This window comes from Neobacillus driksii (genome assembly GCF_013409995.1).
Taxonomy (GTDB): domain Bacteria; phylum Bacillota; class Bacilli; order Bacillales; family Cytobacillaceae; genus Neobacillus; species Neobacillus driksii.
In genome coordinates, this window is the sequence record NZ_JACCBX010000013.1 from 74192 (window position 1) to 87292 (window position 13101).

Annotated in this window: 13 protein-coding genes; 3 read left to right on the forward strand and 10 right to left on the reverse strand. The window is 38.8% G+C overall.

Going from position 1 to position 13101, the window contains the following annotated elements; translation table 11 throughout:
• Positions 1–37: 37 nt before the first annotated feature.
• Positions 38–664 carry a vWA domain-containing protein gene (locus F4694_RS24885; protein ID WP_179602610.1) on the reverse strand — a complete coding sequence of 209 codons (627 nt, stop codon included), beginning with the start codon at positions 662–664 and terminating at the stop codon, positions 38–40.
• 94 nt (positions 665–758) lie between these two features.
• Between F4694_RS24885 and F4694_RS24890 the strand changes: the two genes are divergently transcribed.
• Complete coding sequence (locus F4694_RS24890) at positions 759–1250, forward strand: hypothetical protein (protein WP_179602611.1); 492 nt, start codon at positions 759–761, stop codon at positions 1248–1250.
• A gap of 80 nt (positions 1251–1330) precedes the next feature.
• Positions 1331–1759: a VOC family protein gene (locus F4694_RS24895; protein ID WP_179602612.1), complete on the forward strand. Its 429-nt coding sequence runs from the start codon at positions 1331–1333 to the stop codon at positions 1757–1759.
• A 52-nt stretch (positions 1760–1811) separates the two neighbouring features.
• On the opposite strand, the gene F4694_RS24900 is transcribed toward F4694_RS24895, so the two are convergent.
• The 5 genes from F4694_RS24900 to F4694_RS24920 all read right to left on the reverse strand — a co-directional run bounded on the left by F4694_RS24900 (position 1812) and on the right by F4694_RS24920 (position 6003).
• On the reverse strand, positions 1812–2558 hold the full coding sequence (locus tag F4694_RS24900) for an amino acid ABC transporter ATP-binding protein (RefSeq protein ID WP_308806662.1): 747 nt from the start codon (positions 2556–2558) through the stop codon (positions 1812–1814).
• A gap of 15 nt (positions 2559–2573) precedes the next feature.
• The gene (locus F4694_RS24905) at positions 2574–3233 is read right to left on the reverse strand and encodes an amino acid ABC transporter permease (RefSeq protein ID WP_179602613.1); all 660 of its coding nucleotides are present in this window, start codon (positions 3231–3233) and stop codon (positions 2574–2576) included.
• 64 nt (positions 3234–3297) lie between these two features.
• Positions 3298–4074, reverse strand: coding sequence for an amino acid ABC transporter substrate-binding protein (locus tag F4694_RS24910; protein ID WP_179602614.1), 777 nt, complete (start codon positions 4072–4074; stop codon positions 3298–3300).
• A gap of 116 nt (positions 4075–4190) precedes the next feature.
• Entirely contained in the window at positions 4191–4742 is a 552-nt protein-coding gene (locus tag F4694_RS24915) for a GNAT family N-acetyltransferase (RefSeq protein ID WP_179602615.1), read from the reverse strand.
• Between the two features lie 16 nt (positions 4743–4758).
• The gene (locus F4694_RS24920; protein ID WP_179602616.1) at positions 4759–6003 is read right to left on the reverse strand and encodes an MDR family MFS transporter; all 1245 of its coding nucleotides are present in this window, start codon (positions 6001–6003) and stop codon (positions 4759–4761) included.
• Between the two features lie 73 nt (positions 6004–6076).
• Here F4694_RS24920 and F4694_RS24925 point away from each other — a divergent pair, with 73 nt between their 5' ends.
• Entirely contained in the window at positions 6077–7750 is a 1674-nt protein-coding gene (locus tag F4694_RS24925; protein ID WP_257029384.1) for an ABC transporter substrate-binding protein, read from the forward strand.
• Between the two features lie 42 nt (positions 7751–7792).
• Here the strand turns inward: F4694_RS24925 and F4694_RS24930 are convergent, their stop codons facing one another.
• The 4 genes from F4694_RS24930 to F4694_RS24945 form a co-directional block, all read right to left on the reverse strand.
• A complete protein-coding gene (locus F4694_RS24930) occupies positions 7793–7966 on the reverse strand; it encodes a hypothetical protein (protein WP_179602618.1) in 174 nt (57 codons plus the stop codon).
• Positions 7967–8057: 91 nt separating this feature from the next.
• On the reverse strand, positions 8058–9332 hold the full coding sequence (locus tag F4694_RS24935; RefSeq protein WP_179602619.1) for an L-cysteine desulfidase family protein: 1275 nt from the start codon (positions 9330–9332) through the stop codon (positions 8058–8060).
• 140 nt (positions 9333–9472) lie between these two features.
• On the reverse strand, positions 9473–11263 hold the full coding sequence (locus F4694_RS24940; RefSeq protein WP_179602620.1) for an ABC transporter ATP-binding protein: 1791 nt from the start codon (positions 11261–11263) through the stop codon (positions 9473–9475).
• Complete coding sequence (locus F4694_RS24945) at positions 11260–12999, reverse strand: ABC transporter ATP-binding protein (RefSeq protein WP_179602621.1); 1740 nt, start codon at positions 12997–12999, stop codon at positions 11260–11262. Before F4694_RS24945 ends, F4694_RS24940 begins: the two co-directional genes overlap by 4 nt.
• Positions 13000–13101 lie beyond the last annotated feature (102 nt).

Consider the following 13101-nt stretch of genomic DNA (forward strand, 5'->3'; position numbering starts at 1 on the left):
CTAATTATTAATTAAGCGGAATTTCTCCGTCTATTTATTAGCTTAGGTGCTTAAACAAACCTGAACCCCCAACGATCTTGCTGCCCTGTCTTCTCTCCGAAACTTCTTCACATACCATTTTATACATGCTTTCAACACCAACCCCTGTAGCTTCGAAGTTAAATGCATTTTGGCTATGAATTCCAAGATTATACGCTTCTCTTTCTGCATCAATATTAGCACCGAGAAAAATGAACTCCCAGTTATATTTCTCCTGCTGGTGTTTAATCAACTCTTTCACCTTTTCATAGGTAAATTCCCGGCTAGCATTCTCAAAACCATCTGTTGTAATCACAAAAATAACCTTTCCTGGTCGATTACCCTCATTTGTTTTTGATAATCGATAACCCACATCTAGAATCGTTTTTCCTATTGCATCAAGCAGAGCTGTACATCCTCTTACATAATATTCTTCCGCTGTCAGTTTCACTTTTTCTGCATCAGCGCCATTCCAAACGACTTCATATTGATCATCAAACAGAACACCTGTAACCAATGTTTTACCTTCTAATTTTTTCTGATTGTCAATAAAGGCATTAAAGCCGCCAATCGTATCCCTTTCAAGCCCTCCCATAGAACCGCTTCGGTCAAGCAGAAATATAATTTCTGTTAAATTACTATTCATCTCTATCATCCTTTCGAATTGTTTATACTATAATAATAGGTGAGTTCATTGATAATTTGGTCGCCTGGTAAGCGACATTTTTGGAGGTAGGGCCATGTTTAATCAAGGGCTTTTAGTAGAATTACAGTCTTATGTTGATACTCACTTGCAACCAATTTTTCATGAATTGAAGCTATACAGCGCTGAAGAAAGAATAATTTCTGAGGAAATTCAAAATGTAGATTTAGAGGAATTTATTAAAATTAAACGTCAGCCCACTTTTAACCAGACTTTGTTTCGTTACATTGATAAAAAAGGGGCCAGTGACGCTGATATTTATAAACGCGCCGGAATGGACCGCAGACATTTTTCAAAAATACGTTCCAACCCCGAGTACAAGCCAGGGAAAAATACCGTTATCGCCCTTGCGCTGGCACTTGAACTAACAAAAAAAGAAACAGATAAACTATTAAGTTCCGCTGGTTACTCTTTATCTGACAGCGATACCTTTGATTTAGTCATTCAGTTCTGCCTCGAGAAAAAAATATATAATTTTTATGATATCAATCAGGCGTTGGACTACTTTAGTTTAAATCCTTTGTTATAAAAAAGGATTTAAACAGTCTAATATCGAATTAATCGGATAGAATGGAATTTGTACATAGCCATTTAAGAGGAGCGAAGAATATGCCAGTAAATGTTTATCTAGTTTTTAATGGTAATACCCGTGAAGCAGTAGAATTTTATGCAAAAGTTTTTAAAACTGAAGCACCTCAAATGATGACCTTTGGTGATCAACCGCAGCATCCTGATTACCCTATGCCAGAGGAAGCAAAAAATCTAATTATGCACACTCGACTGAATATCGACGGAAGTACGGTTATGTTCTCTGACAATTTCCCTGGATCACCATTTGTCGAAGGCAACAACGTGACACTAGCATTAGTAAGTAAAAATTTGGATGATATCCAATCTTGGTATGATCAGCTAAAAGAAGGCGGAAAAGTTACGATGGAACTGCAAGAAACCTTCTGGGCGAAACTATATGGACAGGTAACAGATAAATTCGGTATTCACTGGCAGATTAGCCATGATACCGGAGAATATGGGAGTTAATTTTTCATATAAAAAGGATACAGCCTTTTATTAAAGACTGTATCCTTTTTGCTTATTTCAGGCTTCTGCTTAAGAAGGCCTTTGTCCGTTCATTCTGAGGATTTGTAAAAAATTCTGAAGGGTGTCCCGTTTCAATAATTTCACCGTTATCCATGAATATCACCCGATTCGCTACTTCCCTAGCAAAGCCCATTTCATGTGTAACAACGATCATCGTCATTTGCTCTTGTGCCAGTGCCTTTATGACCTCAAGTACCTCTCCCGTCAATTCAGGATCCAATGCTGAAGTCGGTTCATCAAATAATAAAATTTCAGGATTCATCATCAATGCTCTTGCAATTGCCACCCTTTGTTTTTGACCGCCTGATAGATTTGCAGGGTAGGCATTTGCGTGACCTGAAAGACCAATCTTTCTTAACAATTCTGTACTTCTTTGCTGAATAGCAGCAACTGGCTCGTTCTTTACCAATTTAGGAGGCAGTTCTAGATTTTCCTTAACCGTCAGGTGTGGGAATAGATTAAAATGCTGAAAGACCATACCCATTTTAGAGGTAATCTTTTTGATTTCCTGCGGTTTTGCGTAGACTCCATCTTTAACAAAAGCCTCTCCAGCAATCGTAATGCTTCCTGCATTTATTTCCTCCAAGTGAACTAAGCTGCGGAGCATTGTACTTTTCCCCGAACCAGATGGGCCAATTACCGCTATTACATCGTTTTTATTTACATCGAATGTTATCTGTTTTAGTACATCCAGCTTGCCAAACGATTTCTTCAGGTTGGATATTTCAATGATTGCCACAATTACCAATCCTTCTTATTCAAATTTATATTTTTGTTCAATTCCTTTAAAAATAAATGTTAGAACAAGTGTCATAACCAGATAAATCATGCCTGCAACGAAAAATGGAACAATCGTAAAGTCCCGGTTTACAGCTGTTTGAGCGTAGTGAAGCAGTTCTGGTACCGCAACCGCATAGAGCAAGGCCGTGTCTTTAACAAGGGTCACTGATTCGTTGGCAATTGCTGGAAGAGTCACCCGGAACATTTGCGGTAAAATAATCCTTGTAGTTGTCTGCCACTTACTTAAACCAAGAACCTGTGAAGCCTCATATTGACCTTTATCAATTGCCAAAAGTCCGCCACGGAATATTTCTGCAAAGTACGCTGCGTAATTTAGAACAAATCCTAAACAAGCAGCCACGAATCTATCTAAGACTAAATATTCACCGACCACGGGCAACATCGGCAATCCGAAGCAAATTAATAGTAATTGCAGTAATAGAGGTGTTCCTCTCATGATATAAATATAGCCTTGAGCAAGTAATGATAAAGGCTTTAAGCTGCTTTTGACAGCAAGTGTCAGAAGAAAACCAAGTGGAATTGAGACGATAATCGCGATAAAAAACAATAGAACGGTCATCTGTGCACCTTCAAGCATTGGTACAAGAATAGACGTGAAATAGTCTAACGTCATTGAAAACTCCTCCAAAAACAAAACAGGGTTCCCAAAGGAAATCCTGTTTTACCTTATTTTCATATTACTTTAGTACTTTATCTTCTCCAAACCACTCTTCAGAAATGCTAGCTGCCGTTCCGTCCTCATTCATCTCATCAAGTGCCTTTTGAAGCTTTTCTAATAATTCCTCATTGCCTTTTTTAACACCGATACCATATTCTTCAGGAGCAAGTGATTCCTCAAGGACCTTAAATGTCTTTCCCTCTTGTGCCATGTAATATTTGATTACAACTTCATCAATTACTACAGCGTCCAAACGACCACTCTTTAAGTCTGTTAGAGCCTGTACATTATCAGCAAATTCCGTTACCGTCTTTATTTTCTCTTTAACTGGTGAAGCATTTAGTGCATCCGAAGCGGAAGAAAGTGACTGCAGCCCAACTACTTTCCCTTCTAAATCATCTAGTTTAATAAGCTCTGAATCAGCCAGAGTAACAATTACCTGTGCATTTTTCAGATATGGTTTTGTGAAAAGGACTTTTTCTTTTCTTTCGTCCGTAATGGTGTATCCATTCCAGATTAAATCAATTCGACCACTGCTAAGCTCAGCTTCTTTTGTTTTCCAGTCAATTGGCTGGAATGTAACTTCTTTTCCCATCTTTTCCGCTGCTGCTTTTGCATAATCAATATCAAAGCCTACAATATTATTATCCTCATCACGGAAGCCCATTGGGGCAAATTTATCATCGATTCCAATAACAAGCTTATCTTCCTCTTTACTTGCTGATTTTGAGCACCCAGTAAAAATGACAAGTGCTGCAGCTACAATAAGAATAATCGTTACTAATCGTTTCTTCATTTGTAAGTACCCCTTTTATATAAATGTATTTTTGCTTTAGTACGTTACCATATTATCATGCTACCACATTATAACACTATAATATTATCCAATTCAACATAATAATAAAAAGAAGCCTATTTTTTAAAATAGACCCCACTGATTGATATATTCCAAATCATATGATCTTGCCCCTGCCCCCAAAAATCTTTTAGTAAAAAATCAGGTTCCCCAAATTTCTTTATCCAGATGGTTTGGGCATTTTTGTAACCGCTGTCGAGGCAGAATTCAACGATTCCCCGATCTTTTAAGGTACGAAGCATTTCAGCTAGCAGCTTGTTCCCGATTCCCTGTCTTTGATACTCTGGGTGTACAAATACCGTTCCTACTTCAACATGATTTCCCAGTTTTCCATTGGTACAGTCATGAATCAGTTGACTAGCAGGACCATATTCTATTGTTCCAATAATTTTGTTTTCTGCCAAAGCTATTAAGAAATACCTTTTCTCACCTTTGCTATCCAAATCCAATTGTAAATAATTTTTCTTACTTTCAATTTCAGCTTTGATATCGTCTATTAACCCAGCTAGTCCTTCTCTTGCAAAGGTTTCGGAAATGACAATCCTAAAAAATTGGTGCAGCTCTTCAATGTCCTCGGTTCTAGGTCTTCTTATCTCAACTTTTTCCACCCCAAAGCCCCCTAAATTACGTTGACAAATTTTTCTGAATACGAATTTTATTTACCACAAAAAGTCCACTATAGAGCAGGAAAGTACCAGCCATTAATATGATTCCAAGGTAAACGGACATCATCGTCGGTACTAAAAACGCCCCCAATACGATTGCCCCGCGAGCAATTAAGTCCGCCCCATTAAAACCTAAGTTAGTAAAAGCCGAATAGGAACCGCGTTTATCTTCCGGCATCATATTTGCCTTCTCGGCATTGGCAATCGGAGAATAAATCAGTTCGCCAATTGTTGCAAGCGCATTAAATAACATCAGGACATACCATAAATTTGCCGATGTAACAATGGTATAGCCTGCACTATACAGCAGCAGCCCCAGCAGGAGCATTTTCCGCGGAGAAAATTTATCTGTCCATTTCGAAACCAAGAATGTCAGGGCCACTACCATCAGCATATTTTCGATATTTAGGAAACTTAGCATCCTTACCCCTGCCACCTCAAAATTCCCAATAAATACCGATTTGAATTCCTCCGCTAATCGCACCCCGATATAACTATTAAGTGAAAATTCAGCTGCAAAAATAAACATTGACCCGGCAACCACCATGACAAATGGTTTATCTTGAAAGGCAACTTTATAATTTTGGAACAAATCCATAAAAATATTTTCATGCTTTTTTTCTAAGAGTTTAACCCTAGTATCCTGTAACCATATTCCATAGGCAATCGGCAAACTAATAGAAACAATTGTTAAGGTGATAAATAGCTCTAACTGATGATTAACATATAAAAGTCCGCCTAATGCAGCACCGATTGCCATCGCTAGATTAACCAGCCAATAATCGAGGGCATATACACTTTTTCGATTTTCAGGCGTTGTCGAGTCAATAATAATTGCATGCACGGCAGGACGGCCGAGACTGCTGGTAATCGTGAAAATCACATAGCTGACTGCAAATAATACAATCCATTTTTGATCTGGCAGTAAGCTAATTGTCATGAGACCAAACATAAGCGCACTTGACGCTGAAGATAGGATAATAATTTTTTTACGAGGGAAGCGGTCTGAGATATAGCCTCCGATAAAGTTTATAAAAAAGCTTATAATGACGGTGATCGCTAAGAAAATACCCGCCCAAACGGCACCCTTATGCTGTGCAAAGAAGAGCGCCATAAACGGCATTACAGAGCTGCCAATTGCCCGGTTAAAAAACGAGGTTATCAGTCGAACCTTAATATTTTGGGGATAGTCTTTCCATGCCATATTTACCAACACCTTTCATACTAATTATAGTAAACTAGACGTAAGAATTTAAAAATGAACAATTTTCAAAATAATGTCTACTTTTAAAAGGAATGAGAATATGGACCATTATCTACTAACATTATGGAATTCAGGAGCTGTTGGAGAAGTAAAAGTGCAACAGCTTGCAGAAATACTTAATCTAAGTACAAAGCAAACACGACGCAAACTAAATCAATGGCAAGAAGATGGCTGGCTCACTTTTCAAGCTGGCATAGGCCGGGGGAACGAATCAAAACTGATATGGAATAAAGACGTGGAATCAGAGTATGAACAACTTTTCCTATCAAAACTAGAAAAATACTCGATTGAGCAAGTGAGTAAATTATTATTATATGCATGGTCCCTGGGAACCAAGCAGCGTTTAATGGCCAGATTTCAAACTAAATTTGGGTTTCATCAAGAGGAGCAGGATCGTTTAATCATTCCCCGATTTTACCGCTTCTTAACGTATCATCCATTAAAGGCTGCAGACGTACATAGCGCAAACTTAATAGCAAACATTTATAACCGTGTTGTAGCATTGGAGGAAGCTAATACAATCATTCCCGAGCTTGCTCATAGCTGGGAAGTCACAGATAAGAAGTTAACATTATACCTGCGAAAAGATGTAGCCTTTCATGATGGTTCCATTCTTAAAGCGGAGGACGTCGTCCAATCCTTTTTTCGGATGAAGCAAGATGAAATATATGCTGAACTATGGAAACCTATTACAAAGATATATTCTTCTGCACCTCTAATAGTAGAACTTGAATTTCCAAATGGCTGTTCCTATATTTTGCCGCTTCTTAGCATGATAACCGCGAGTATTTATAAAGAATCCAACGGTCAGGTTATTGGAACAGGCAGCTTTTATATGGGGGAGAATACGGAAGAGAAAACCGTATTACACGCTTTTAAACAATATTACGGAGAGCGCCCTCTATTGGATACTGTGGAATTTATTCAGGTTTCGAGAGAGTTTGGAAATGTATATTATGGTGCCCATGAATCAAGAGAAGTAGGAACCTTTGAAGTGGAAAGTGACTCGGGCTTTGGTATTGTAGTGATGAATCGTTATCGTCATACAGATATTGCTAGAAAAGAAGTACGAGATTACATTCATATGTTGATAGACGAAAATCGCTCACAAATTTCAACAATTAATTCCCTTATTTCCGAAAATCACTCTGGTTGTTTAATTGGTTTTTCCAAGCCTTATTCGACGCCCAAAATAGCAAAACCATCACTTTCAAATCCATTACAAATGAAGTACACAAGCTATGCTAAGGATGTGTCCATTTGGCTAAAAAACATTCTTGAAAGTGCTGGAATTAAAGTGAAATTAGCGGAGGTCTCGTTTCATGATGCCGTTTATCATGATCATTTAAAGGGAAATGCAGATTTATTTATTCATGGAGAGATATTTGAGCTGAATCAAAGCTTCTCCTATTTTAATTTTTTAAAAAATAACATTTCACCACTACGAAAATTAATACAATCTGATCCTTGTCTACAGAATTATATCCAAGCCTATGATCAATTGCCCTTTGAAGAATGGATCGATCATCATTTAAAAATAGAAGATTATTTAATAACAAATTCTCTTTGTATCCCCCTCTATTATTCAAAAAGGCAAATACCTTTTTCCATTAATCTAATGAACATTAAAATGAAGCATTTTGGTTACGTTGATTTATCGAAAATATGGATGAAGCCCAAATTTTAGTCCAAAAAGACTGCCTGACATCTAAATGTCAGGCACTTTAAGTTAATCTTGATATCCTGATAATTGTTGCTGGACTTCGTTTAGAGAATTAATTGCTTGTTGAATCTTGTTTTTGTTATCTGGTTTTTCAGCGTTACTTAGTGCTTGTTGCAATGTATCAACCGTACTTTGTACCGATGACATACTTTGGTCAACGTATTGTTTAGCCTTTGGCATGTGTAGCACCTCCTTCATTATTTCAGAAGTAGTATCTGCACATATTCCAATAATATTAAAAATTTTACTTGAAGCCTCCTGGCGAATCTCTTTATTTTTCCATCATCAGCTTTAAGATTAGTTCGTCCGTATGCCTTGTTCCTTCGTTTCCTAGCTTACAAAAGCTTTCAATACTTTTTTCTACATCATCATGAATAAATCCGTCAGTAGATTTAATTTCTTGATCGTTTAGTGCCAATAGAGCTGATTGTACGGCTACATTCGAACAGGTGGATACTTTCATCGCACATCCAGCCTTGGCACCATCACAAATCATTCCCGAAACGTTACCAATGGTGTTCTGAATTGCCGCTTTAATTTGATCCAGATGACCATCAAGTAAAAAAACTATTGCCCCACTTGCACCCATTCCTGCGGCGGTTACACCACATAATGCTGAAAGCCGACCAAATTTTGATTTAATATGAATCGTAATAAGATGGCTAAGAGCAACTGCTCGAATCATCTTTTCCTCTGAAACCTGCAGCTTCTCTGCGACTGCCACAACTGGAAGTGTCACGGCAATTCCTTGGTTGCCACTTCCAGTGTTCGCCATTACCGGCAGTGTTGAACCCGCCATTCTAGCATCCGATCCAGCGGCAGCTAAAGACATCGCTGCAGTGGCTATATCATCCGAGAGGATTCCCTTTTTTACATTTTCCTTAATGGTCTTCCCTACCTTTAATCCATAATCTCCTTGAAGACCTTCTTGTCCAATTACTTTATTTAGTTCGATACTCTTTTTTACCAGAGTTAAGCTGTGTATATCGACCATTTGAACCCATTCAACAATTTCATCAATTGTAAGCGTGAATAATTCCTCTTCATTAGACTGAATGCCGATATCCTCGCATCCACCTTGAAACACAACCTTACCATCCACTTCGATTAACGTAATATTGCTATGATTATCAGAAATAACCACTTTAGTAGTATTCTGATTAGTTTTTAGGGTCACTTCAATATAAAGTCTTTTTGGTGTATCGGCTTGACCGGATAATACTTTACCTTCTTCAATTAGTCTTAACGCGGATTGCTCATCTTCAAAAGTTAGTCCATCCAATAATTCCAGTTGTTTCGTTGGATCCCCAGATACAACTCCAAGAGCAACAGAGAAATCGAGCCCACTAGAAGTCATTCCCGGAATCCCAACAGACTTAGCATTCTTGATTATATTTCCACTCGCTTTTAAAGTTATCTTTTCAATTTGCCCTTCAGCATAGCTTTTTGCCGTTGCGGCGGCCAACGCAATCGCCACTGGTTCCGTACAGCCGAGTGCAATGACTAATTCTTTTTCGAGAATGGCTTCTATTTTATGCTTTTTCATTATGTTACACACCTACTTTTCTAAAATACCCTTAACTAAGATATTAACATAGCAGAGCTGATATAAAATTGAGGTAATTTTACCAAATCGAATAAAAAAGAGTCTTTCTAGGGAACGAAAGACTCTTTTAAATGTCTTTATTACATTGAATGGCTAATTGATTCTTCACCGATTTCTGCTTCTCTTCCAAAAAGTCTAGCATAGACACCATTACTATTTTCAAGCAAATCTGCGTGTCCACCTTGTTCTGCTATCGTACCATTTTCTAGAACAATAATCTTATCTGCTGAGAGAACTGTAGATAGACGATGAGAAATAATGAGAATCGTTTGTTTCTTACCGGTTTTTAATACAGACTCATTTATCTTCGTTTCCGTAATCGGATCGAGAGCAGAACTTGCTTCATCAAGAATTAAGATTGGCGCATCTTTAATAATGGCTCTAGCCAGAGATAAGCGCTGCTTCTGTCCTCCAGAAAGAAGGCTTCCTCGTTCACCGACCTTTGTATCCAAACCTTCGGGCAGACTATCCACTAGTTCATCCAAACCGCTGTCATGCAAGGCTTTTAGTAATTCTTCATCCGTTGCATCCGGTTTCCCAATTCTTAAATTATCCGCCAAGGAACCGCTCCGTAATTGAACATCCTGGGTCACGATGGCAATTTGTGACCGCAGCCACGCTGTATCCCATTCCGTAATACTTCTTCCATCTACTTCAACCCGACCATTTTTCGTTTCATAAAACCTAAATAGCAAATCAACGATGGTAGATTTGCCTGAACCGCTTGGTCCAACCAAAGCCACTTTTTCACCAGCTAGAATATCAAAAGTAACACCTGATAGCACGTTTTCTTCTTTTTCTGGATAAGCGAACGTTACATCTTTCAGTCTAATACTGCCGCTCGCTCTTTCCCCTCGAATACCTTCTATCATTTCAGCTTCCGCTGGCTGATGGGAAAGAAGAATGTCTGAGCGGTCAAGCGCCGGTCCTGTTCTTCTAACAGAAAGCCAGTTTCGGAGTAATCGCTGCATTTCGTTGGCTGCAATGGTAACTAATCCTCCGGCGGTAAGCATTTGTCCGCTGGTCAAACTATTGTTCCAAATTAATAATGTACTAATTAAATAAACGATACCTAATGCAAACCCATTATAGCTGGCGATCACCACTACTGATTGCATTCTTGCCTTTAATTCCTTAATCGAGTGGGTAACGAAAGAGTTTCGGATGGCAATAACACTTTCTACTTCATTTTCAGAAACTCCCATAACCCGTGATAAATGAATTCCTGTAACTGATTCTCTCAGTCTTTCAAGATACCTGGAAGCCTCTTGTCTCGCATCAGCGGAGGCTGCTCTAGTCCTTGCCCCGACGTAATTAGACGTCCAATAAAAGATCACACCTAGAACAACACTGACAACCATCAGATAAGGATGAATCCAAAGCAGTACAAGACTATAAATGATAACCCCCTGAACGCTTGCCATGAAGGTGGAACCTTCCCAGGCAAGAAAATTGTGGAGCGTATCAGGGTCATCAGACACTCTTGCCAGCAGTTCTCCAGATGAATTGTTATGGTAAAAAGAGTATGGCAGAATCTGCAAATGACTAAACAGACGCAGCTTTTGCCAATTGGTTACCGTCTTGGCTGTTTGATGGCAAAAATATTCATCAATGACCATCATGACTAAATCAAAAATAGCAGAAAAGACTAATAGCCACATTAACCCCCACAGCCAGGAGTGGTTTTCATTTGGAATAATTGTATCCACAAGCCAGCTGAGGGCTAATGTTGGGATTAGGGCTGAAAAAACCTGGCTGATTGCGATAACAACTGAATCTGCAATGACCCACTTTTTATAAGGCCGTAAAAACGACAGAACTCTGCGGCCATCACGGTTTTTATTTGACCTAGAGACAGTGCTTACACTCATCCAATCATCTCCTTCTCCAACTCACTGTATTGTGCTTTGTATAATTCATAGTACTGTCCTCTTAATGCCAGCAGTTCTTCATGTGTTCCTTCTTCTGCAACCATCCCCTGGTCTAAAAGGAGAATTTTATCTGCATTCCTGACAGTGATAAGCCGGTGTGCGATAGTGATTGTCGTCCTGCCTGGAATTAATTGTTCAAGCGCCTCCTGAACCTTTTCTTCCGTTTCACCATCTAAGGAGGATGTCGCTTCATCAAAAATTAAAACTGGCGGCTGGCGTAAAATCGCTCTTGCAAGTGCTACTCTTTGCCTTTGTCCACCGGATAGCTTTAACCCTCGTTCGCCGACCACCGTTTCGTACTTGTCTTCCAATGATTGCATTAACTCAGTTAACCCAGCAGCTTCCACTGCTCTATCTAGTTCTTCTTGGGTTGCATCCTTTTTTCCATATAAAAGATTATTGCGCAGCGTACTGTTTAAGAGAAATGTTTCCTGAGAAACAACGCCCACCTGCTGCCTAAAACTATTTCGGTTGTAGTCAAAGAGATTCTTTCCATCTATAAGAACCGAGCCTTTTTCAGGTTCATATAAGCCAAGAAGAATTTGTATAAGAGTACTCTTCCCGCCTCCGCTAGTACCCACAATACCAATGTGCTTCCCTTGTTCCATTGAGAGAGAAACACCTTTTAGGATTTTTTTATCACTTTCAGGATAAGTGAACCAAATGTTATTTAAGTTTATATTTCCTTCTACCACTCCAAACGCGGGTAACTTTTCATCATGTTCTTCTGGTAAATCAAAATATTCATAGATTCTCTGCAGAGCAGGAATAGCCTGTTGAATTGTTAAAGCATTTTCAGCCAACGATCTTACTGGCAAAAACATGATGGGAATAAAGTTAAGGCAGGCAATCAAGGTTCCAATCGTAAGATTACCTTTCCAAATGGAAAAGCCTCCGATTAACATGACAACTCCGGGAGTTGCTATATTAAATAAATTCCCTAATCGCCAATTGACCTTTCCGATCAACGCGGCGCGAATTGAGTAGTTTTTCCATGCTGTCTGTTTTTTCTGCTGCGTTTCTATTTCCTTTTTTTGTGTCTGAAACGTCCTTACAAGTCTGGTACTTTCAATGCTTTCTTGCAGGTGCTGATACATATCTGCGCTCATATCTCTTTGTACAGCGCTCATCTTCCTCATCGTTTTGCCCAGCTTAAATGAAGGAAATATGTAAATAGCGAATACCGCAAACATTACGATGGCTGCTGGCCAATACAAAGCAAATACTGCTGTAAATGCAGCAATAGCACCGATAACTTGTTGTAAAATACGCGGGACAACTGTATTATTCAAGTTTTGAACTGACTCGACATCATGGGTTAAGCGGTATAGCATATCGCCTCTTGATGTCGTTGTAAAAAAGGACATCGGTGTCCGATGCAGCTTTTTAAAGGCCCGAATCTGCATGTCAGTGATTACATCGAGGCCGATTTTAACCTGCACATACTCCTGCAAGGTTTCAAACAATGACTTCCCTAGGAAAGCGACTAGAACACCGCCGACAATCCATAGCAAAAAGGACGTCTCTCTTGCCCCAATTACTTCATCCACTAATTTACCTGCGAGTATAGGAGGCAAGATTGTAAATGCCCCGCCAATTAATGAAAAAGTTAGAGCAAGCAGCAATTTTCTCCAGTACGGTTTAAAATGACCCAATGTAGTTTTTAATATATTCATAATTTTCCCCCTCACCGAGATACTATTTTATTACAAATTTTAGAAATATTCATTACTATTTGAAAAAAATTTTTTTATATAATATTTCACCCTATACCACCG

Coding starts and splice junctions, on each gene's coding strand:
- F4694_RS24895 (WP_179602612.1), top strand. CDS start 1,331: ATGCCAGTAAATGTTTATCTAGTTTTTAATGGTAATACCCGTGAAGCA.
- F4694_RS24935 (WP_179602619.1), bottom strand. CDS start 9,332: ATGAAAAAGCATAAAATAGAAGCCATTCTCGAAAAAGAATTAGTCATT.
- F4694_RS24930 (WP_179602618.1), bottom strand. CDS start 7,966: ATGCCAAAGGCTAAACAATACGTTGACCAAAGTATGTCATCGGTACAA.
- F4694_RS24905 (WP_179602613.1), bottom strand. CDS start 3,233: ATGACGTTAGACTATTTCACGTCTATTCTTGTACCAATGCTTGAAGGT.
- F4694_RS24890 (WP_179602611.1), top strand. CDS start 759: ATGTTTAATCAAGGGCTTTTAGTAGAATTACAGTCTTATGTTGATACT.
- F4694_RS24940 (WP_179602620.1), bottom strand. CDS start 11,263: ATGAGTGTAAGCACTGTCTCTAGGTCAAATAAAAACCGTGATGGCCGC.
- F4694_RS24925 (WP_257029384.1), top strand. CDS start 6,077: ATGTCTACTTTTAAAAGGAATGAGAATATGGACCATTATCTACTAACA.
- F4694_RS24910 (WP_179602614.1), bottom strand. CDS start 4,074: ATGAAGAAACGATTAGTAACGATTATTCTTATTGTAGCTGCAGCACTT.
- F4694_RS24920 (WP_179602616.1), bottom strand. CDS start 6,003: ATGGCATGGAAAGACTATCCCCAAAATATTAAGGTTCGACTGATAACC.
- F4694_RS24885 (WP_179602610.1), bottom strand. CDS start 664: ATGAATAGTAATTTAACAGAAATTATATTTCTGCTTGACCGAAGCGGT.
- F4694_RS24945 (WP_179602621.1), bottom strand. CDS start 12,999: ATGAATATATTAAAAACTACATTGGGTCATTTTAAACCGTACTGGAGA.